11 protein-coding genes are annotated in these 21,317 nt (G+C 73.7%); 6 read left to right on the forward strand and 5 right to left on the reverse strand.

The genetic code is table 11. The features are described from left to right. Positions 1 to 23: 23 nt before the first annotated feature. From QI554_RS12935 to QI554_RS12945, 3 genes are read left to right on the forward strand one after another with little or no spacing between them, the layout of a single operon-like run. On the forward strand, positions 24 to 1,625 hold the full coding sequence (locus tag QI554_RS12935; RefSeq protein WP_281469446.1) for a carboxylesterase/lipase family protein: 1,602 nt from the start codon (positions 24 to 26) through the stop codon (positions 1,623 to 1,625). Beyond that, the gene (locus tag QI554_RS12940) at positions 1,622 to 3,097 is read left to right on the forward strand and encodes a carboxylesterase/lipase family protein (protein ID WP_281469448.1); all 1,476 of its coding nucleotides are present in this window, start codon (positions 1,622 to 1,624) and stop codon (positions 3,095 to 3,097) included. The genes QI554_RS12935 and QI554_RS12940 overlap by 4 nt, the downstream gene beginning before the upstream one ends. 26 nt (positions 3,098 to 3,123) lie before the next feature. Then, on the forward strand, positions 3,124 to 3,420 hold the full coding sequence (locus QI554_RS12945) for a hypothetical protein (RefSeq protein ID WP_281469450.1): 297 nt from the start codon (positions 3,124 to 3,126) through the stop codon (positions 3,418 to 3,420). 81 nt (positions 3,421 to 3,501) lie between these two features. On the opposite strand, the gene QI554_RS12950 is transcribed toward QI554_RS12945, so the two are convergent. Beyond that, positions 3,502 to 3,894: a hypothetical protein gene (locus QI554_RS12950; RefSeq protein WP_281469452.1), complete on the reverse strand. Its 393-nt coding sequence runs from the start codon at positions 3,892 to 3,894 to the stop codon at positions 3,502 to 3,504. A gap of 128 nt (positions 3,895 to 4,022) precedes the next feature. Here QI554_RS12950 and QI554_RS12955 point away from each other — a divergent pair, with 128 nt between their 5' ends. Further along, positions 4,023 to 4,625 carry an ArsR/SmtB family transcription factor gene (locus QI554_RS12955; protein WP_281469454.1) on the forward strand — a complete coding sequence of 201 codons (603 nt, stop codon included), beginning with the start codon at positions 4,023 to 4,025 and terminating at the stop codon, positions 4,623 to 4,625. A gap of 10 nt (positions 4,626 to 4,635) precedes the next feature. On the opposite strand, the gene QI554_RS12960 is transcribed toward QI554_RS12955, so the two are convergent. Both QI554_RS12960 and QI554_RS12965 read right to left on the reverse strand, forming a co-directional pair. Then, positions 4,636 to 9,648 carry a Tc toxin subunit A-related protein gene (locus QI554_RS12960; RefSeq protein WP_281469456.1) on the reverse strand — a complete coding sequence of 1,671 codons (5,013 nt, stop codon included), beginning with the start codon at positions 9,646 to 9,648 and terminating at the stop codon, positions 4,636 to 4,638. Between the two features lie 43 nt (positions 9,649 to 9,691). Beyond that, on the reverse strand, positions 9,692 to 17,026 hold the full coding sequence (locus tag QI554_RS12965; protein ID WP_281469458.1) for a SpvB/TcaC N-terminal domain-containing protein: 7,335 nt from the start codon (positions 17,024 to 17,026) through the stop codon (positions 9,692 to 9,694). A 426-nt stretch (positions 17,027 to 17,452) separates the two neighbouring features. On the opposite strand from QI554_RS12965, the gene QI554_RS12970 reads away from it, so the two are divergent. Both QI554_RS12970 and QI554_RS12975 read left to right on the forward strand, forming a co-directional pair. Further along, positions 17,453 to 18,211 (forward strand): alpha/beta hydrolase, encoded by a 759-nt coding sequence (locus QI554_RS12970; RefSeq protein ID WP_281469460.1) that lies wholly within the window; start codon positions 17,453 to 17,455, stop codon positions 18,209 to 18,211. A gap of 250 nt (positions 18,212 to 18,461) precedes the next feature. Next, the gene (locus QI554_RS12975) at positions 18,462 to 19,733 is read left to right on the forward strand and encodes a phosphatase PAP2 family protein (RefSeq protein WP_281469466.1); all 1,272 of its coding nucleotides are present in this window, start codon (positions 18,462 to 18,464) and stop codon (positions 19,731 to 19,733) included. On the opposite strand, the gene QI554_RS12980 is transcribed toward QI554_RS12975, so the two are convergent. Together QI554_RS12980 and QI554_RS12985 are read right to left on the reverse strand one after the other, a co-directional pair. Further along, on the reverse strand, positions 19,645 to 20,556 hold the full coding sequence (locus QI554_RS12980; RefSeq protein WP_281469462.1) for an amino acid ABC transporter permease: 912 nt from the start codon (positions 20,554 to 20,556) through the stop codon (positions 19,645 to 19,647). The two genes, QI554_RS12975 and QI554_RS12980, sit on opposite strands and share 89 nt — an antisense overlap. Next, positions 20,553 to 21,218, reverse strand: a complete 666-nt coding sequence (locus QI554_RS12985; RefSeq protein WP_281469464.1) for an amino acid ABC transporter permease — start codon at positions 21,216 to 21,218, stop codon at positions 20,553 to 20,555. Before QI554_RS12985 ends, QI554_RS12980 begins: the two co-directional genes overlap by 4 nt. Positions 21,219 to 21,317 lie beyond the last annotated feature (99 nt).

The following is a 21,317-nucleotide window of genomic DNA, read 5'->3' on the forward strand; positions in this document are numbered from 1 at the left end:
TTCACCGGAAAGGACCTGCCGCAATGGGCAACAAGGCCACGGTCGTCAAGACCGCCGGCGGAGCCGTGCAGGGCGTCGCCCTCGATCCCCGCCTCACCGTTTTCAAGGGCATCCCCTTCGCCGCGCCGCCCGAGGGGCCGCTGCGGTTCCAGGCCCCCGCGCCGGCCGAGCCGTGGGACGGCGTTCGGCCCGCCGACGCGTTCGGGGTCGTGCCGCCCCAGCTGCCGCTGATCCCCGGCATGCCGGCCCCCTGGCGTCGCGAGGACGGCATGGACTGCCTCAGCGTCAACGTCTGGACGCCCGGCGGCGCCGGCGACCGGCTGCCGGTCATGGTGTGGATCCACGGCGGCGGCTGGAAGAGCGGCCACTCCGCCGACCCCGCCCACAACGGCGCGGTCCTCGCGCGCGGCGGCGTGGTCGTGGTGACGTTCAACTACCGCGTCGGGTTCGAGGGGTTCGCGCACGTGCCGGGGGCCCCGGCGAACCGCGGGTTCCTCGACCAGGCCGCGGCACTCCGGTGGGTGCACGAGAACATCGCCGGCTTCGGCGGGGACCCCGACAACGTGACGCTGTTCGGCGAGTCCGGCGGCGGCGCGTCGATCGCCGCGCTGCTGACCGCCCCGGGCGCGCGCGGGCTGTTCCGGCGCGCGATCGTCCAGAGCCTGGCCGGGCGGTACCTGCCGGAGGAGGAGTCCGAGCGCATCTCGCAGCAGATCTGCGCCGCGGCCGGGGTGGATCCCCGGGAGCTCGCCGGCGTGCCGGCGGAACGGCTGCTGGCCGTGCAGGACGTGCCGCTGACGGCCATGGAGGCCGACCCCGCGGCGTGGACGACCCCCGAGGCGATCACCGCGTTCTCGCCGATGATCGACGGGGAGACGGTCGTCGACCTGCCGTGGCGGGCGCTCGAGTCGGGCGTCGCACGCGACGTCGACCTCATCTCCGGCTACACGCGCGACGAGTTCACCCTGTGGTCCCTGCAACACGGCGCGATCAAGCCCACCTTGGGCGGGCTGGTGAAGTCCCTGCCGATGATGCTCGCCATGGCGCGCAGCCGCCCGAAGCGCGACAAGTCCGCGCCCAAGCCGCCGCGCGGCGGGCGCCGGGACCTGGGCCTGGAGACGACCGCGCGGGTGCTGGGCCTGGACCCGTCGGCCGTCGCGCTGTACCGGGAGGGCCACCCGGGGGAGTCGGACGGGCGCCTGTACACCGCGATGTACTCCGACGCGCTGTTCCGCATGCCGTCGACGTGGCTCGCCGAGGCGCACGCGGAGGCGGGCGGGCGCGCGTGGCTGTACGAGTTCGCCTGGCCGGCCCCGGTGTTCGGCGGCGCGCTGGGCGCGGTCCACACCGTCGACATCCCGGCGGCCTTCGGGCACGCCGACAGCGACATGGGGAAGTTCCTGTTCGGCGGCAAGGGCATGCCGGACGACTACCGCCGGCTGTCCGAGCAACTGCGGGCGAGCTGGATCGGGTTCGCGACCTCGGGCGACCCCGGGTGGCCGCGGTTCGACGGTCAGACGGCGAAGACCCGCATCTGGGACACGGAACCCGCCGTTGTGGCGGACCCGTTGGCGGCGTCACGGAAGGCCTGGCGCGACCTGCGGCAGGCGAAGGGGGAAGCGTGATCATCCACACCACAGCCGGTCCGGTCGCAGGCACGACGGACCCGAACGGCCAGTGCTTCAAGGGCGTTCCGTACGCGGCTCCGCCCGTCGGGGCCGACCGCTTCCGGCCGCCGCGCGCGCCGGAGCCGTGGACCGGGCCCCGGGACGCCACCGCGTACGGCCCCGCCGCCGCGCAGCCGGTGGACCACCTGCTCGTGGCGATGTTCGGACAGCCGGTCTTCCCGGTGGACGAGGACTGCCTGACGCTCAACGTGTGGACGCCGGACACCGAGGGCCGGCGGCCGGTCATGGTCTGGCTGCACGGCGGCGGGTTCATGACCGGCTCGGGCCGCGACCCGGTGTTCGACGGAAGCCGGCTGACCGCGCGCGGCGACGTGGTCGTCGTCACCGTCAACTACCGGCTGGGCGCGTTCGGGTTCCTGCACGTGGCCGAGCTGCTCGGCGCCGAGTACGCCGGGGCCGGGAACCTCGGACTGCTCGACCAGGCCGCGGCGTTGGCGTGGGTGCGCGACAACATCGCCGCGTTCGGCGGCGACCCCGGCAACGTCACGGTCTTCGGGCAGTCCGCCGGGGCGATGAGCGTCGCCGCGCTGATGGCCATGCCGGCCGCGGCCGGGTTGTTCCACAAGGCCGTCATACAAAGCGGCAACGGCGAGTTCGTGCACGACCCGGAGCAGGCCACCGACGTGGCCCGCCGGATCCTGAAGGAACTGGGCACCGACGACCCGCAGGCGCTCCTGGACGTTCCGGCGGCGGAGCTGATCCGCGCTCAGGAAACGGTCGCTGCGGCGGCGTTCGCGGAGAACCCGGCCGGGGGGCCGCCGTTCCGGCCGGTGGTCGACGGCACGGTCCTGGCCGCAACGCCGCTCGCCGCCTTCCGCGCCGGCACGGCCGCCCGCGTCCCGCTGGTCATCGGGGCCATGTGGGAGGAGAGCCGGCTCGGGCTGCTGGCCGGACCCCCGGCCCCGCTCGACGACGCCACCGTCGGCATGATGTTCGCCGCGGCCTACCAGGACCCCGACACGGCACTGAGCGCGTTCCGGGCGGCCGAGCCGGACACCACCGCCGCGGGCCTGGGTCTGGCGCTCGGCAGCGAACGCATGTTCCGCGCACCGGTGTACGACCTCGCCGAGGCGCACGCGGGACACGGCAACGCGACGTGGGTGTACCTGTTCGCCTGGCGCTCCACGGCGCTGGACGGGGAACTGGGCGCGTGCCACTCGCTGGACCTGCCGTTCGTCTTCGACAACCTCGCGCTGCCCGGCGTCGAACAGTTCACCGGCCCGACGCCCCCGCAGGCCGTCGCCGACGCGGTCAGCACGGCGTGGACGCGCTTCGCCCACGCGGGCGACCCGGGCGACACGTGGCCGGGCTTCACCGCGGCCACCCGCACGGCCATGGTCTTCGACGAGGAGTCCCGCGCGACCGAACACCCGCTCGCCGCCCTGCACATGCTGCCGACGAACAACTGACCGCCGCCCCGCCGGGAAGGATCGTCATGATCGAAGCTCAGGCACCGGTCGCCGACACCACCCTCGGCGCGATACGCGGCGTCCGGGCGGAGGGACTGGAGGTCTTCCGCGGCGTTCGAGCGGACGCCGGCACGCTCGACGGCCTCGGATCGGCCGTGCACGAGGCGGGGATCGCGTTCGTGCGCACGGGTGACCCCGACCACGCGGGCATTCCCGCGTGGGGTCGCTACACCACCGAGACCCGGTCGGCGATGCGCTTCGGCACTGCCACCAGTGCCTTCAGCGAGCCGATCGGCCCGCGGTCGGGGGACCACAACTCCTGACCGCGGGGCGCGCCTCGGGCCGGGCGGCGCACCGGGGCCCGAGGCGCGCAACCACAGCAGTGTCCGCAAAGGCCGTTCGACTCAGGCGCGGCGGAAGAAGTACGCCAGGTTCAGGGCCAGGAGTCCGGCCCAGGTGACGAGCGTGGTCGTGGCGCCGCCGGAGGACAGGGTGGTCGCGGCGGTGCCGAGGGCGGCCGAGGTCAGGACGACGGCGGGGGCGGCCTTGCGGTTGCGGACCAGGGCGCGGCGCAGCGGGCCCGGTTCCGCGAGGCGTTCGGCCAACTGTTCGTCGAACGCCTCGGCCACCCGGTCGTCGATGCGGTCGCCGAGCCGCGTCATCAGCACGGTCGTCCCGGGCGGTCCGTCGCAGCCCGACCACCAGTCGGCGTCGGGGGTGCCGGCGGCGCCCCGCGCGGGTCGCGCGGTGGGGACGGCGGTGGCGTGGGTCCGTATCGCGTGGGGTCGTTCGGTCATGTCGCCGGCTCCTCCGCTGCGGGTTCGGCGCGCGGTGCCGCGCCGCACGGCTCACGGTAGTCGATTGCAGAATCTTCTGCAAAGAGTTTTGCATAGAGTTCTGCATAGCTTTCGGTATCATCCCGGGCATGAGCCCCGACCAGCCCGAACCCGCCGACGGCGGCGACCCCACGGGGGCGAACGGCGACCGGTCCGCGGTGTACCGGACCCTCGCCAATCCGCTCCGGCGCCGCATCCTCGACCACCTCCAGCGGCACGGCGAGGCGAACTCCACCGGCCTGGCCAAGGCGCTCGACGAGAGCACCGGCACGACCAGCTACCACCTCCGCAAGCTCGCCGAGCAGGGCTTCGTCGAGGAGATCGCCGAGCGGTCGGCGGGGCGCGAGCGGTGGTGGCGCCCGCTGCCGATCCGCATCCAGATGCCCGACCCGGCGAAGATGGCCGCCGCGGAGCGCTCGGCGGCCATGAAGCACACCCGCCTCCGGGCGGACCAGGACATCGACCTCTACTTCCGGGTCCTCACGCAGTACGACGGCCCGGACGGCTGGGCGCAGGCCATGCGCGCCGGCTTCTACATGACCAAGGACGAGTACCTGGGGTTCGTCCGCGCCTACGTCGAACTGCTCGAGCAGTACGGGCACAGCGCACAGGACGCCCCTGAAGGGGCGCGGCGGATCGCCCTGCGGTTCTTCGCCCTTCCCGACGACCCCGCGGACGACCCGCCGCGCTAGCACGGGCTGCTCAGGACGGCCACTCCGGCTGAGTGCCCGTCACGGTGAAGACCAGCGCGACGTCCTGGACACGCCCGTCGGCGAACGCCGCGCGCACGGCGGCTGTGTCCTCGAAGCGGAGGTCCCACGTGCCCGCCGGGTCGCCGCCGACGAGCGGCTGCCACGCGGTTCCGTTGGGGCGACGGGTGCCGGCCACACCGTTGACCGTGCGGACCGCGGCGGCGTCGGTCGCCGTCCCGCCGGGCGGGGTGTGCCGGAGCGCGGAAACGGTCAGCTCGTCGGTGAACGCGGCGTCCCGCACCGCGAACAGGGTGACGTGCGCGACCGCCAGGTCCGAGACGTGCGGCGGGAAGTCCGACCGGTCGAGCGGCAGGACGGCGTGCATCCGGCGCGCCGGGTCGGCCACGGTGTCCGGGTTGACCAGGTCGTACCAGACGTCGGGGAACTCGTCGCGGAGCGAGAACGTGCGGTCGCCGCTGAACCCGGGGTTCAGCGAACGCACCACGGTGTGCCGGTAGTCGGGGCTGTCCAGCGCGGTGTACTCGACGGTGAAGAGCACCTCGGCGATCGTGTCGTAGTCGAACGGGTTCGCCGCCTTGGGAAGTTCGAGCTGCCAAACGGTGTCCACCCCCATGCCCTCGAAGGGCAGGAGCATGTTGCTGTCCGGTTCGAGCTTGAACGCGCCCGCGGCGTTCAGCGGCGCCGTGACCGCGATCGACTCGGGGTCGCGCCGCAGCATGACGGTGTCGAACGAGTCACGGGCGACCACCGTGCGCGAGACACCGGACGCCGACAGCGTCCCGGACACGCCCCCCGGCGGCGGCACGACGGCGAACAGCGACAGTTCGACGCGGTGCACCAGCCGCAGGTAGTGCCCCGGGAAGTCGCGGTCGAACAGCTCCTGCGGGGTGGCGAAGGTGAGCACGCCGGTCTGCCGGAACTGCTGCATCTCGTACGCCGCGAGCTGCGACAGCGCGAAGGTGCGTGTCAGGTGCAGCTTGCGCCGGTCGGTAGCGAACGCGTGCTGGTCGAGCTGGAAGAGGTCCTGGAGCAGGCGCGCGGAGCCGGTGATGCCGCGCCGGTCCGTCGGGGCCTGCCCGACGGCCGTGTCGTTCTGTGCGGCGGCGGGCTGCCAGTAGTCCGCCGCGATGAACCCGGCGAGCGGCTCCTGGCGTTCGAACGCCAGCTGGGCCTGCGCGAGTTGGGCGATCGCGGTGGCCTGCTGGAGGAAGTAGCTGTACACGTTGCCGAGGACGCCGCTCATCCACTCGTACAGGTGCGCGTTGGTGAACTTGGTGGCCAGGAAGTCCGCGACCGTGTTGGCGTGGTCGAGCTGTTCGAAGGCGCTGTCGCGCTCCCGGACGGCGATCTGCTGCTGGATCTTCGCGCCCGCGACCGACGTCTCGGCGATCTGCCGGTCCTGCCCGGCGAGCGCCCGCTGGAACCGCCACTCCTGCGCCCGGCGTTCGAAGCCGGCCCGGGTCTGCTTCAGCTGCGCCGCGGTCGACGCCGCCGCGGCCTCCTCGGCGAGCGCGCCCGCGGCAGCGGTGCCTTCGTGGAGCGGGTCGACGTCGGCCAGGTGCGCGAACCCGGCGGCGACGTGCAGCGGCGCGGAGACCTTCATGAGGTCCATCGCGGCGCGCTCGTCGTCGTTGAGCCCGCCCTCGATCCAGCCGTCGTAGGTGTCGAACTGGAGGGCCGCGCGGTCACGTTGCTGCCCCGCCTGCTCGACGGCGTTACCGGCCGCCTCCACCCGCAGCTCCTGCGTCGACAGCGCGGCGCGCGCGGTGCGCAGGTCGTGCCCGGACTGGAGCAGGTCGTAGGTGGCGCCGTCGGCGTGCTCGAGCGCGGACAGATAGGCGGACTCGACCTGCTGAGCGATCGTCACGAGCGTCTTGGCGCGCTCGGCGACCACGCTGTACCGGTACACGCTCGGCAGCACGCTCTCGCCGCCCGACGCGACGACGCCCTGCCCGGCGACGTTGAGCCCGGCGTGGATCTTCGCGAGCCCCGCCGCCGCGCGCACCCCGAGGTTCCGCCACACCGGGTTGACCGGGAACGGCACGGACGGCCCGGTCTCCGGGGTGAGTTCGGGCAGCGCGAGGAGGTCCGTCGCGCTCTGGTACAGCGCGCGGGCACGCGCGTTCGAGTCGGGGGCGTTGCGCGCGAACTCCGAGTCGGCGAACGCCAGGAAGCACTCGACGACCGACATGAGGGTGTACCGCGTGTACGCGCCCTTGCGGTGCCGCGCGGTGAAGTGCGGGTTGAGCTCCTTGACCAGCGGCAGCCACTCCGGGAGCCGCCCGAACGTGGACGTGAGGTTCTGTTCGAGGGCCAGCCCCTGGTAGACGAACCGCCGGCCGGGCGGCAGCCGGAACGCGAGCACCAGGTGGTACCAGTCCAGCGCGTCCGCGTAGTGCCCGCTGTCGTGCAGCTTGCGGGCGAGCGCGACGGGCACCAGCCAGAAGATCTCCCGCAGGTGCTGCGGCATTTCGCGTTCCTCGACCGGCGCGTGCCCGAGCCAGTCGGCCGCGAGGCTCGCGCACAGCGCCCGGTAGTCGTCGCTCTTCACCCCGGGCCGGATCGCGGCCAGCGGCACGCGCTTCATGGCGTCGGCCATGCCCGGATCGGCCTTCATCTGCGCGAGGTAGGCGTCCGCGAACGCGTTCGCGTCGGCGGGCGTGAAGCGCGACACCCCGACGAGGCCGGTCGAGTGGGACGTGCCGAACATCAGGTCGGTGAACGGTTTGCTCGGTGCGAGCTCGCGGTCGCTCGCCACGAACTCGTGGACGAACAGGCTGGGCAGCAGCCGGTTCTCGGGGTACGCGAAGGCCTGCATGGCGGCGCTCCACCGGGCGTACGTCTCCAGCCACGCCCACTCGGCGTCGAAGCCCGCCTCGTCGGACACGGTCACGGTGTGCGCCGCGCCCTGCGTCACCAGGCGGCCGGTGCGCGCCGACACGAGCAGGTTCTGCAGCGAGTCGACGGCCTGCCCGACCCGGGTCGTCCGGGTGCCGGCTGCGGCCCGCAGGTCGATCGACAGGTCGCGGGAGAGCTGCTCGGCGGTCTGCTCCATGCTGCGCGGCGGGTTCGCGCGGGCGCCGGTCTCGGTGACCAGGGCGTCGCGCAGGTCGGGCAGCACGGTCTGCTCCACGGCCGCGACCGCCGCCGCGTAGCCGGCCGCGGCCGCGTCGGACTGGCGCTGCCGCGCCGCGACCGCGCGTTCCCAGCGGTCGCGTGCGGCCCGCGTCGCGCGCCAGCGCAGCGCGCCGGTGAAGGCGACCGGGTCGAGACCGGGGTCGGCGGTGAACACCGCGGGGTCGAGCGCGAGGATCCCGGCCTGCCGCTCGGCCAGCCGCCACGCGCCGAACTGCCCGCGCTTGCGCGCCTGCACGGCGATCGACACGACGTCCTGCCACTCGCTCTCGGTGACCGACGACGTCGCGACCAGCGGCCGGAGCCGGGCGAGGAACCGGAACGCGGCCAGGTCCAGGCCGAGTGCCGCGACCTCCGCGGTCACGTCGACCCCGTCGTGGTCGCGGGCGGCGACCGCGAGCAGGTCCACCGTGATCCCGGCGTTGCGCAGCGCGGCGTCGAAGCCCGCGTCGGTGCGCCCGGCACCGGTGAACAGTGCGGCGGTCTCGGTGACCCGGGCCTGGATCCAGTCGCGGCGCTGCGTCCACAGCGCCCGCGCCGGGTCGGTCGGCGCCGTGGAGCGCACGTGCGAGACGTCGACCAGGTCCGGGTCGATCAACGGCAGTTGGCCGCCGACACCGTCGCGACCGGCGGCGTCGGCCTGGGCCCACGCGGCTTTGAGGGCGTCCTGCTGCCACAGCGCGACCTGGGCGGGCAGCGGCGCGGCCAGCGGGTCCGCCGGGTTGGTCGAGCGGTAGCCGAAGACCTGCTCCAGCTGGGCGTCCGTGACCGTGTCGGGCGCGAACGTGAGCGCGTCCAGCCGGTCGGGCCGGGGCGTGCCGAGGCCGATGCCGAGCCGCGCGGCGAGTTCGGCGCGGGCCGCGGCGTCCGCGGTGCGGGCCGAGCGCAGTTCGTCGGACGAGGTGCCGAGCCGCCGCAGCACCTCCTCGTACGCCTGGGCCCGGAACCGCTGGTCGAGCGCGGTCGGTGCGGGCGGCGTCAGGCCCGCGCGCAGCACCTCGACGGCGAGCCTGGCCTGCGCGGTGTCGGCGGTGACGGCGTCGAACGAGGCCGGCTTGACGACGCGGTCGAGCGGCTGCCGCAGCAGCGCCGCGAGCCCCGGTGTGGTCGGGCCGGTGGTCGCGCCGTCGACGCGCAGGTAGCGCGAGGCCATGCCGAGCGTCTCGCGCAGGTAGCTCGTCGCGGCGAACGCCTGCTCGACGGGCGTGGGTTCGACCGGCGCCTTGACGGTGATCGTCGTGGCGACCGTGGCGGCGTTGCCGAGCGTGTCCGTGGCGGTCACCCGGATGGTGTGGTTCCCGACGGCGAAGGACAGGTCGATCGCCCACCGCCCCCAGTCACCGGACAGGTTGCGCGCGGCCACGGGGGCGCCGCCGTCGACGGCGACCTGCACGCCCGCCACCCCGGAGTCCGCGTCGGAGGCGGTGCCGGTCAGCGCGAGTTTGTAGGGCAGTTCGGACGGAGTGACGTCCTGGGCGAACGGGTCGATCGCCAGCAGCGGGAACGTCGCCTCGGTGACCACCTGCACCTGGCGGTCGACCGTGAACGGCCGGTCCACCGGCTCGGGTTCGGTCGGCGTGCCGCCGTTGGTGGTCTCGATGGCCTCGCCGGTCGCGGTGATCAGCACCGCCGCGCCCCCGGTGGTCCCGGCGGGCAGCTGCCCGGTCGCGCGCCACGAGTTGCCGCCGGCCGAGGTGGCCCGCACCACGGGCCCGTTCGCACCGAACCGCACGGTGGCGCCGGTGAGCTTGTAGTTCGGGAACCCGTGGCCGGGGTTGAGGTCGCCGCCCGCGAGCGTGACGGTGACGGTGCGGCTGACGGTGGCGCCGGCCGTCGGTGACAGCAGGTTGAAGAAGAACTGGGTCATGGAAGATCCCCCCTGATCTCGGATTACGGTTCGTCGGCCGCGATTACGGACGCGGCGTCGGCGTCGGCGTCGGCGTCTGGCGCGTGCTGGGCAGCTCGCGCGTCGGCGGCGCGACGGCGTCCAGCCCCTTGAGGAGGCGCTGCGTGGTGACGGCGTTGTAGGCCGCCATCATGTGGTCGTAGGTGTCGAACTCGCGGCTGGTGACGCCGTCGAGGACATAGCTGAACCGGATGTGCGGGGTGCCCGTGCCCTGGCTGGCGACCGCGGCGTTGAGGATCGCGGTGACCTCTCGCTGGGTGGGCTTCACGCCGGTGTATCCGCGCATCGAGGTGCTGCCGCGCACGCTCGTGATGAAGTCCTTGTCCATGATCCCGCCGGGCACGAAGGCGGGGTCGGGAGCCGGGAGCTCGTCGCGGTCGTGCAGGCCGAGGGTGTGGCCGGCCTCGTGGGCGACGGCGACCGGGGAGTCGCCCTGGTCGCCGTCATGCCGCTCGCGGTTCATCGCGATGACCTTGCCGATGCGGGTCTGCCCGCCGGTGAACTTCCCGGTGGTCCCGTCGGCCTCGACCTCCTTGGGCGCATAGGTCGAGACCCACGCTGCGCGGGCGTCCTCGTCGGCGTAGTTCGCGTAGAGGTTGACCATCGGATCGCGGCGGTTCAGCTGGGTCATGTATTGGCCGAACGTGATGCGCCTGGCGTTCTCGATCGGGTAGACCGCGCGGATCGCCCGCAGCTGGAACTGCACATCCATGCCGCGGTACTGGGTGCCCTGCAGGTTGTTCCACAGAGCCAGGCCCGCGGTGAGCTGCGGTATTTCCGCGAGTGTGTTCGCGGCGTACTGCGCGCTTATGGTGATGCGGTTGTGGTCGAAGTCGAAGACGACGTGGAAGTCGCCGCCGGACGTGTCGACCTGCTTGAGCGGGTTGTCCGCGCAGTAGCGGTACAGGTTGACGCCCGTCGGGTGGCCCTGAGGGTCGGGCGCCGTCCATGTCCCCGTCCACGGCCGGTAGTAGCGGACCCCGTGCAGTGCCAGGCCGCTCTCCTCGTCGCGTTCACGGCCCGTGAAGCGGTAGCGCTTGCGGGTGAAGCCGCCGAACGACGTCTCGCCGTACGGCGTGAACTCCTCGCGGTTGGTTGCCGAACCGCCGCCGTCCACCACGACGTTCGCGCTGCCGAGGTGGTCGGGCAGGTGGTACGCGACGGCCGGGCCGCGCTCGTCGGGGTGTGCCGGGCCGGTCCGCACCAGCGCGATGCGGCGGTGCTCGTCCATCACGTGCACATGGTTGTTGGCGCCCGCCGCGATCCCGGTCCAGCGGTGGTGCTCGAACAGCCCGTCGACGTAGTGGACCACCTCGTAGGTGCCGCCCTGCTTGCGCACCAGCTTCTTGGTGCGCCGGCCGTCGTGGTCGTAGAAGTACTGGGCGTGGAGCGACGGTTCGGCTCCCGCGGTCTGCGTGGCGAACGCCTTGAGCCGATCGTCGTGCGTCCAGGCCAGCCGCCGCGAGGCGGCCTCTCCGGTCAGGTTGCCGTTGTCGTCGTACGCGAAGTCGTAGGCGAGCGTGCCGATCGTCGCGCGTGTCTGCCGGCTGCTCGCGGCGGAGACGGTGAACTGCCGGGTGAACGTGGCCGATCCGGAGTGGGACAGGCGCACCAGCGTCCCGGCGGCGTCGTAGTCGTAGCGCTCGGTGTAGGGCTGCGTCAGCGTCGGGTCCGCGCCGCGCGGAGTGTCCGCCCACGGGTCGCCGGCCGGTGCGGCGGCCGCCTCGCGCCCGGTCGCGGTCACCAGCCGGTAGGTCGGGTCGTAGGCGAAGCGGCGGTCGAGCGCGTCGCCGCTGCCGAGCAGGGCCCGCAGCACGGGGTCGGAAGCGGCCGCCGCGGCGGCGTTGTTCGGGATGCCCGAGCCGGGTGTCCGGTCGTGCAGCGCGAGGACGTTGCCGGCCAGGTCGAACTCGTAGCCGACGTCCTGCAGCGGAGCTCCGGTCGGTCTGTAGGCGGCGTCTCCGGCGAGGGTGTAGTGCTCGGTGCGCATCCGCGCCGTGCGGAAGGTACGCGGGTCGTACGCGTACCGGGTCAGGACGCCGTTGCCGTAGGCGATCAGCGCCCGCTGCCCCTTGGCGTCGTAGGCGATGCGCTGCACGTAGACCGTGTCGTCGAGGCGGACCTGTTCGAGGGCGCCCGCGCGGTTGTACGTCGGCGCGACGACCCGGCGTCTGCCGTCGACGTCGGCGGGCAGGACGTGCCGGGTGACCCTGTCGAGCGCGTCGTAGGCCGTGGTGCTGATGTAGCCGGTCGCCTCCAGGAGTTCGGCGTCGCGCGCGGCCTGCGACTGGCCGGGCGCGGGCGTCCACTCGGGGACGAACGGGACGACCTGCCAACCCGCGGTCCTGGCCCGCTCGTACGTCGCGAGGACCGGCGCGTCGGCGATCATCCGCCTCGTGGTGCCGAGCACGTTGCCCTTGAAGTCGACGGCGTCGACGGCGGTCAGGCCCGCGCCGTCGTAGCGGCGGACGACCCGGCCGAGCACGTGTGCGGCGCGGGCCGCGGCGCGGTCGGCGGCGGGCTGGTCGGGTGCGCCGGCGTCGCCGTAGTCGACGCGTTCGCGCAGGGTGACCGGTGCCGCGATGTCGTCGCGCGCCCACACGCGGGACGGCCGGGCCAGGACGTCGAACGCGGCGAGCGTGAGCGCGCCGCGCCCGTCGCGGGCCTCGACGGTGCGGCCGAGCGCGTCGGGCACGGTGTCGCGGGCGCCCGCGTCGCCGCCCAGCGCCCGCCAGCGGCGGCCGCCCAGGTCGAAGCGGTAGGTGAACGCGGTCCGTCCGACCGGGTCGGTGATCGCGACGGGGTTGCCGAGGATGTCGTAACCGGTCCGGGTGGTGAACCACTGGTCGGAAGTCGGCCCGTTGCGGACGACGGTGGCGACCGCCCTTCCCAGGGCGTCGAGTTCGGTGCTTGCAGGCGTGTTCCAGTGGGAGCGGTAGTCGGTCGCCGTCGTGGGGTGGGTGCGCCCCGCGTTGTCGTTGGCGTCGTAGCTGTACGCCTCCCACGGGGTCGGCGTGAACGTGTCCGGATCGCCGAGGTCGACGGGGACACCCTGGACCATGCGTTCCTCGCTGCCGTCGGGGTTCGCGGTGCGGACGACCTGGCCGCGCGGGTCGTAGAACACCTGCGCGCGCTGGCCGAGTTGGTCGGTGCCGGGCGCCGCGTAGCCGAACCCCGTGGCGAAGAACGGCTCGTAGCGCTGGACGACGCGGCCCTTGTTGTCGTAGACGCGCGCCCCGGTCACCACGACGTTGTCCGGGTCCCCGGGGCCGCGCGTGCGCCCGACGGTGGGTCCCGGCGGCACGCCCGGCTCGGGCGGGATCACCCGGCCGCCGAAGACCGCGTCGCCGAACACGGTGTCCTCGGCCAGGCCGCGCGTCTGCACGATCCGGCCGAACCCGTCGGAGTACTCGACGCTCACGAGCACGTCGTCGCGCTGCGCGGCGGGGGTCGCCGTGTCGGTGTCGTAGTGGACGCGCCGCTCGGTGCGTACCGACAGCGGGGTCCCGTCCGCGTCGAAGGAGTCCAGGTCGTAGATGAGCCGGACGCCCGGCGCGGTGCCGTCGCCTTCGCCCCCGGCGCCCCGCGCGAAGCGCGCGGTGACCAGTGCTGCGGGAGAGTAAGTGACGGTGTGCGTCGTGCCGTTCGGGTCGGTGACCGACGCCGGCTTGAGGACCCGGTAGTCGTGTGTGGCCGTGGTCGGCAGCCCGGCCGCGTCGGTCACCCGCACCGCGAGCAGGTCGTGCTTGTCGTGGTCGGTGCCGGACCGCGCGCCGAGCGGGTCGAGGGCGGCGACGACCAGCCCGCGCGGCGTGCGGCCCGGGGCCTGCGTGTCGTACTGGAACCGGCCCGTGGTGCGGTAGAACCCGGCGGGGGATCCCGGGACTTCGCCGTCGCGGTAGTGCCTGTAGCCGGCGAGGGCGGGCAGCCGGGTGCGGAACTCCTCCGGGTACTCGGGCTGCCAGACGACCGGGGCGTCCGGGGTGAGGTACGGCGGGCGTACCGGGCCCGGCTTCGCGGGCGGCGGCGTCGGCGTCCCGGAGAAGGCGGGAGCGCCGGTCTGCGCGGCGGCGGCTTCGAACGCGGGGTCCGGGAGCGGGAGCGGATCGCTGTCGACCGGTCCGCCGCCGGGTTTGCCTCCGGCGGGTCCGCCGGGCCCGTCGCCGGGGATGTCGGTGGGCGGCGGGGGCGGGAACAGGTCGTCCAGGAAGGCGTCGGTGAAGGCGAGTTCCTCGGTGCGGGACGTGAGCCCGTACGCGCCGAGCGTGCCCAGCGGCAGGCCGGTGAACGCGTCGCCGTCGAAGTAGGTCCGGGCGTGCGCGACCGGGCGCAGCGTGACGTCCCCGGTGGTCGGCGGCGGCCCGTCGAGCAGGATGTGCCGCAGGTCGGCGAACGTGCGGCGTCCGTCGTTCACGACCTCGGACGTGGCGACGCGGGCGACCCGGTCGACGAGGTAGTGGTCGGCGTCGTCGCGCCGCGCGAACTCCGTTGTCGTGAACGTCGCGAGGTACGGCTGCGCGCGGCCCGTGGCGGGGTCGGCGGGCGCGAGCGGGTCGCGTCCGCGCGGCACGGCGACGTCCAGCAGCCGGGTCGCGAAGCCGTACGCGTCGTGGCCGTCGGTGAAGACGAAGCGGGTCATCGGCTCGCTGCCGCGCTCCCACTGCGTGGTGCGGGTCGTGACCGTGAATGGAAAGAACACCCGTTCCGCGTCAGGTCGTTCGGTTCGCGGCTCGACCTCGCGGACCCCGGACACGGTCTCCGTGACGGTGTAGGGCCGGGCCTCGCGCGCGGTGCCGTCCAGCGCGTACAGCTCGGTGCGCAGCACCCGCCCGCGCAGGGTGCGCAGCGCGGCGCGCCGGGCGGTCGGCGGCAACCCGGTGAGGAGCGCGGTCGTCGCGGCCGGGCGGGGGAGCGAGACGCGGTCGCCGTCCCAGTACTCGGCGCTCAGGTCGAGTTCGGTCCAGTCGTCGGCTTCCGCGGCCGCGACGGGCCCGGGGTGGAACCAGGTCTTGGTCAGCGTCGGCGGCGAGAAGTGCTCGGCGGGCACGGCGCCCGGGCCGCCCAGGTCGAAGGCCTCGCTGTCGAGCTGCTCGACCATCGCGAAGCCGCGGAACTCGCGCTCGACGCCGTCCCAATAGCCGTGGTGGTAGCGGAACTCGGTGGTCAGCCGGCTGTTCGAGACCGCGTCGGCGACCTCGGTCCCGGCGACCACGTGCACCGGGAACGGCAGCGGCGTGCGCCAACGGGTCGCCGCCGACGCCTGGTCGCGCAGGAAGTCGTGCGTGGACGGCCGGTAGCGTACGGTCGTGCGGGCGCCGCGGTGGTTGTCCATCGCCGTCAGGAGGTACGGCTTGGCCGCGCCCGCGAGGTCGAGGAACCAGTCGCCGCCCCGGCCGGAGCGCGCGGCGGTGCGGGTGAACAGCACGCCGCTCATGCCGGTGCCGTACAGGTCGGCGAGGCGTACCGCGTCGGCGTCCGTGACCGCGGGCGTGCCCCGGACCACGACCGGCTCGGGCGCCCAGGAGCCGCCGCCGCGGTTGGCCCACACCAGCACTCGGTCGCGGTCGACGTACACCAGGTCGGCGACGCCGTCGCCGTCCACGTCGCCGAGCAGGATCCGGCGCGGGTCGTGCCCGTCGGGGAGCCGGGGCGGGGTGCTCATGACGACCGCCGCGCCCCACCGGCCGTGGCCGAGGCTGGGGTGGTAGACCACGGAGCCCCGGCGCAGGACGACGAGGTCGGACAGGCCGTCGCCGGTCATGTCGGCGATCCGCACCGACGGGTCGGCGAGGTCCACGTCGAGGCCGGTGCCGCGCGCGGTGCGCCGCCAGGCGAGGCGCGGGTCGCGGTCGTTGAACCAGCACTGCGGGCGCGGGCCCGAGCGGACGACGTCAGTCAGGCCGTCGCCGTCGAGGTCGATCAGCCGCACCGCGGGATCGGCCAGGTCGACGGAGGGCGCCTGCGCGTAGCGGCGGAAGCCGCGCCGGCTCCAGCCGCCGGCGAACGACACGGGGAAGTAGCCGGCGAGCGGGGCTCCGCCGGTGCGGCCCGGGCCGCGCGGCGCGGAGACGAGCAGGTCCGGACGGCCGTCGCCGTCGGCGTCCAGGAACGACACCCCGGCGTCGCCCAGCGGGAACGGCGGCGCGTCGGCGAGCGGCCGCGGCGCCTCGAACCGGCCGCCGCCCGCGTTCCGCCAGACCCGCGGCACGGGGCCGAGCTCCACGGCGTCGGGCAGGCCGCCGCCGCGCAGGTCGACCAGCGCTGTGCCGGGGGAGCCGAGCGTGCCGGGCGGCATGTTCGTCGTCGTGACCGGGGCGAACGCGCGCCCGGCCGGGTCGAACGGCGTGTACGCGAACGTCAGCGGCGGCATGGCCTCTTCGGCACGCGTGGGGCCCTGGTCGTCGACGCCGACGTCGTCGACGCGGGTGAGCAGCGACACCGCGTTGAACGGGGCCTGCCCGTACCCGAAACGGTACTCGCGCGCCGTGCGGGTGACGCCGTCCGACGCGTGCGTGGCGATGCGGACGGCTTTGCAGCGCAACGTGGTTCGGATCTCGAACCCCGCGCGGTAGTCGGAGAACGGGTCGGGGCGCGGCTCGTAGAGGAACTCGAGGGAGACCAGGAAGTCGGGGCGTGCGCGGTCGCCGTAGTCGGCGTACGAGATGCGCGAGACGAGCGGCTGGTCCCACGCGTGCGGTCCGGAACGGCCCTGGTCGCGCAGGTACTCGTAGCGCACGAGGTTGCCCAGCGGGTCGCGCGTCTCGGTGATCCGCCAGCCGAACACCCTGTGCGGGTCGCCCGGGTCGGCGACGGCGGCCGGGTCCGTCCAGCCGTCGGGGGCCGGGTCGGGGCGCGGCGTGCCGTACCGGGTGGCGGAGCCGTCCTTGGCGCGGACCTCCCAGAAGTCGCCCGCCGCGCCCTGCACGTGCTCGATGCGCGCGAACAGCCCTTCGGTGCGCGGCCGGTAGCGGGTCCGGCCCGCCGCGGCGCCCACGACGGGGACGAGGTCCTCGGCCCCGGACAGCACGAACACGTCCGGCCGATCGTCGCCCGCGTCGACGTACCGCGGCACCCCGCGCGAGGTACGCCGCGCCACGCCCGGCAGGTCGAGCCGCCAGCCGAGCCCGAACGGGCCGTTGCCCTGGCCGGTCCCGTAGGACAGCGCCAGCTGCGGCTGCACGCCGCGCCGCCCCGCGGGCACCGTGAGCGGAAGCGCGAAAGCGCCGGTCCCGGTGAACGGGTCGGCCGTGAACTTCTCCCCCAGACCGCTGACGGCCCCGCCGCCGCTCGGCAGCGACACCACCGAGCCGGCGACCGTCGGATCGGTGCCAGCATCCATGTTTTGCCCCCCATTGCGTCGTATGGACACCTCTTCGGGCAGCACGAAGGCACGGCGAAGGCACGGCTGAGCCACCGCGCACCGCGTGAAGAGATGTCCCGCCCCCGAGGGGACCGCGCCGTCCGGCCGGGAGTCCGGCACCGTCGACAGTGCCGGAGCCCGACGGCTCCGCGGTCCGCCCCCTGTTCCACGGCGCCGTGCGCCGCGGCCCTGCTCAACAGTCACAACGGCGCCCCGGCGCCCGCGGTTCAACGCGCGGAGACAATTTCCGCCGCTCCTCGCCGACGAGCCGGTGCGGGCGGCGTGGACGGCCGTCGCCGCACTCCCCTCCACCGCCCGGTCGCCGTGATAGGACATGGGCATGTCCGCAGACCGCACCGCGTTCGAGCCCGCTCCCGCGGCCGCGCGGCGTACCGGGAGGTGCTGATGGCCGACGACGAGTCGATCCTCGCGAAGCCGACGCCGGAGCCGGACGCGGAGCTGCGGTACGGACCCGAGGCCGAGCACGTCGCGGACGTCTGGCTGCCCGCCGAAGACACCGCCGGCACGCCCCTCGTCCTCCTCGTGCACGGCGGCTTCTGGCGTCCGGCCTACGACCGCGTCCACACGCGGCACATGGCGGCCGCCCTGCGCGACGCCGGTTGGCCGGTGGCGGCGCTGGAGTACCGGCGCGTCCCGGGCGCCCCGGAGGCGACGACGGACGACGTGCGGCTGGCGCTGCGCGAGATCCCGGAACAACTCGCGCCCGGCGGCCCCGACTCGGCGACGCCGGTGCCGACGGTCCTCATGGGGCACTCGGCGGGCGGCCACCTGGTGCTCTGGGCCGCGGCCGTCAGCCCGCCGGACCACCTCCTCGGCACGGTCGCGCTCGCACCCGTGGCCGACCTCGTCGCGGCCGACGCCGCCGGTCTCGGCGGCGGAGCGGTCAAGGCCTTCCTCGGCACCGCCCCCGACGCGCGCCCCGACCTCGACCCGCTGCGCCTGGACGCACCGGCCACCCCGGTGACCCTCGTCCACGGCGTCGAGGACGCCACCGTCCCGGTCGCCCAGAGCCGCACCTACGCGACCGCCCACCCCGCCGCACACCTCGTCGCCGTCCCGGACTCCGGCCACTACGACGTGATCGACCCGTCCTCGGAGGCCTGGCGGCACGTCGTGGAGGCGGTCGCGGGTTTCGGACACTGACCCGCGTCCGGGCGCTGTGATCGGCGGGCGCGGGGGAGCGGAGAGCGGGGCCGCGTACACTGTGCGTTCCGGAGCACGGCGCTCAGCGGTCACCTGCTGGGGGTCAAGGGGCCGACGGGGTGATTCCTGTCGTCCCGGCTAGCGTTTACGCAGGTCGAAGGCCGTTCTCTCCATGCGGAGGGGGCGGCTTTTTCCCGTCCTCACGAGAAAGTCGCACAATATGGTCGCCGTGCAGGGTCGGTCGAGGGCGATTCTGTGGGCCACGATCGGTGTGGCAGTCCTGGGGTTCCTGGTGGCGCTGGAGGCCGCGGCGCGGCACTACGGCGTCGCGGGGCCCATCACCGAGCAGGCGCGCGAGGTGGTGTTCGCGCCGAACTCGGGGCCGCTGCTGTACGCCGGGCTCGCGTTGATGATGGTCGTACTCACCTGGCGGCAGCGGTTCATCGCGGCCGGGGCCGCGGTCGGCATCGACGTCGTGTTCTTCCTGGTCCGGTGGATCGTCGGCGCCGACATGAACTTCGGCAACGGCGCGATGTGGGTCCTCATCGGCTGCGCGGTCATCGCGGTCACCCGCAGAACCGGCGACGAGCGGCTCCTCATGCTGAAGGGCGTCGGGCTCGGGCTGCTGCTCGTGGCGGGACACAAGACCGGCGACACGTGGCTGCTCATCACGTCGAAGACCCGGCCGCAGGTGCTCGACCAGTACGTGGCGACGGCCGACCACGCGCTCGGCAATCCGTCCTGGGTGGCGGGCCGGCTGCTCGACGCCAGCGGCCCCGTCGGCGAGCACCTCCTCGGCGCCGTCTACGGGCAGCTGCCGCTGGCCGCCGCCATCGTCGCGCTGTACCAGCTGCGCAACGTGGCGGTCGAGCGCCGCTTCCCGGGCCACCACCTCATACGCACGTTCCTGGTCATCGGCCTGATCGGGCCGGTCTTCTACATGATCATGCCGGTGGTCGGGCCGGTCTTCGCGTTCGGTCCCGACGGCGGGCACTGGGCGGCGGCGAACATCTGGCCGGACACCGCGTCGTCGATCGCCAGTCCGCAGCCGTTCCAGTTCGACGCGATCACCCCGCGCAACTGCATGCCCAGCCTGCACACCGCCTGGGCGACCACGCTCTTCATCCACTCCCGCAAGGGCTCGCGGCTGTTCCGCTTCGCCGGGGCGTTCTGGCTCGTCGGCACGCTGTCGGCCACGCTCGGGTTCGGCTACCACTACGGCGTCGACCTCGTGGCCGGCGTGGTGTTCGCCCTCACGATCGAGACGTCGATGCGGGCCTTCGACCGCGGCTGGGACTGGTCCGGCTTCCGGTTGGTCGGGTACGGCGCGACGGTCTTCGGCACGCTGCTGCTCTCGTACCGCTTCCTGCCGACCCAGATGGCCGCGCACCCGTGGCTGTTCGGACCGCTCCTGCTCGCGCTGATGGGCTCGGTCATCTACGGATACGTGCGGACCACCAGGCAGTGGGACCCCGTGGACGCTCCGGCGGGACAACCGGAGCCCCAGCTCCTGGCGGTCTGACCATGCCGCGCCGCAGCCGGGCCTCCAGCCAGTTCGCGAAGGTCGTGAGCGTGAGGTTCAGCAGGACGAAGAGCGCCGCGACCACCGTGAAGCAGGCGATGGTGTTCGCCCCGTAGTTCGCGCTCATGGGCCGGACGGAGGCCAGCAGCTCGGAGAAGCCGAGCAGCGCACCGCCCAGCGCGGTGTCCTTCACGATCACGACCATCTGGCTGACGATCGCGGGCAGCATCGCGGTGACCGACTGCGGCAGCAGGACGTAGCGCATGACCTGGTTCCTGCGCATGCCGATCGCCTTGGCCGCGTCGGTCTGGCCCCGCGGGAGGGCCAGGATCCCCGCGCGCACGATCTCCGCGAGCACCGAGCCGTTGTAGAGGACGAGGCCGGTGACCACCGCGTACAGCGGCCGGTCGTCGGAGCTGATCTGGCTGAACTTGGCGTACCACGCGTTCGCGAACAGCATCAGGATCAGCACCGGGATGGCCCGGAAGAACTCGACGACCGTGCCCGCCGCGCCCCGCACCCAGCGGTGCTCGGAGAGCCGGGCGATGCCGAACAGCGCGCCGAGCGGCAGTGCGATGACCATGGCGAGCGCCGCCGCGATGACGGTGTTCTGGAGCCCCGGCAGGAGGAAGGTCTCCCAGACACGGGAGTCGGTGAAGAACGGCCGCCACTTGGCCCACTCGAGCTGGTTCTTGTCGGCCAGGCTCGTGACGACCCACCACGCCACCACACCGAGGGCGACGAGGAAGAGCGCGGTGTACAGCAGGTTCCGCCGCTTCGCCCGCGGCCCCGGCGGGTCGTACAGGACGGTCGGCGGGCTCACCGCTTCACCGACACCTTCCTGCCCACCCAGCCGAGGAAAAGCCCGGTCGGGAGCGTGAGGCAGATGAACCCGAACGCGAAGACGGCCGAGATGAGCAGCAGCTGCGCCTCGTTCTCGATCATCACCCGCATGAGCGCGGCGGCCTCGGCGACCCCGATCGCGGCGGCCACGGTGGTGTTCTTCGTCAGCGCGATCAGCACGTTCGCCAGCGGGCCCACGACCGAGCGGAACGCCTGGGGGAGGACGACGAGCCGCAGCGTCTGGGGGAACGTGAGGCCGATGGCGCGCGCCGCCTCGATCTGGCCGAGCGGCACGGTGTTGACGCCGGACCGCAGCGCCTCGCAGACGAACGCCGCGGTGTAGGCGGTCAGCCCGAGCACGGCGAGCCGGAAGTTGATCGTCGTGAAGTCGTTGGCGCCGAGCGTCACGCCGAGCGTCTGGAACAGGCCCAACGAGGTGAAGACGATGATCACCGTGAGCGGGATGTTCCGGACGACGTTGACGTAGACGGTGCCGAAGCCGCGCATGAGCGGCACCGGGCTGATGCGCATGGCGGCCAGCGCGGTCCCCCAGACCAGCGCGCCGACGGCGGAGAAGACGGCGAGCCGGATGGTCGTCCAGAAGGCGCCCAGCAGGTCGTAGCCCTGGAGGAAGTCGAACACGGTCTCCCAGCCTTCCGTGCCGGGGAAGGGGCCGTGGGGGGGCGGCCGGCCGCGGGGGGGCCCCGCCGGCCGGGGGGCGGGGGGGCTGTGCGCGGGGTG

The sequence above is a fragment of the Yinghuangia seranimata genome, from assembly GCF_029953285.1.
GTDB lineage: Bacteria > Actinomycetota > Actinomycetes > Streptomycetales > Streptomycetaceae > Yinghuangia > Yinghuangia seranimata.

Excerpts from the sequence above, each read along its gene's own strand:
- QI554_RS12950 (WP_281469452.1), bottom strand. The coding sequence starts at position 3,894 with ATGACCGAACGACCCCACGCGATACGGACCCACGCCACCGCCGTCCCC.
- QI554_RS12945 (WP_281469450.1), top strand. The coding sequence starts at position 3,124 with ATGATCGAAGCTCAGGCACCGGTCGCCGACACCACCCTCGGCGCGATA.
- QI554_RS12965 (WP_281469458.1), bottom strand. The coding sequence starts at position 17,026 with ATGGATGCTGGCACCGATCCGACGGTCGCCGGCTCGGTGGTGTCGCTG.
- QI554_RS12935 (WP_281469446.1), top strand. The coding sequence starts at position 24 with ATGGGCAACAAGGCCACGGTCGTCAAGACCGCCGGCGGAGCCGTGCAG.
- QI554_RS12960 (WP_281469456.1), bottom strand. The coding sequence starts at position 9,648 with ATGACCCAGTTCTTCTTCAACCTGCTGTCACCGACGGCCGGCGCCACC.
- QI554_RS12970 (WP_281469460.1), top strand. The coding sequence starts at position 17,453 with ATGGCCGACGACGAGTCGATCCTCGCGAAGCCGACGCCGGAGCCGGAC.
- QI554_RS12955 (WP_281469454.1), top strand. The coding sequence starts at position 4,023 with ATGAGCCCCGACCAGCCCGAACCCGCCGACGGCGGCGACCCCACGGGG.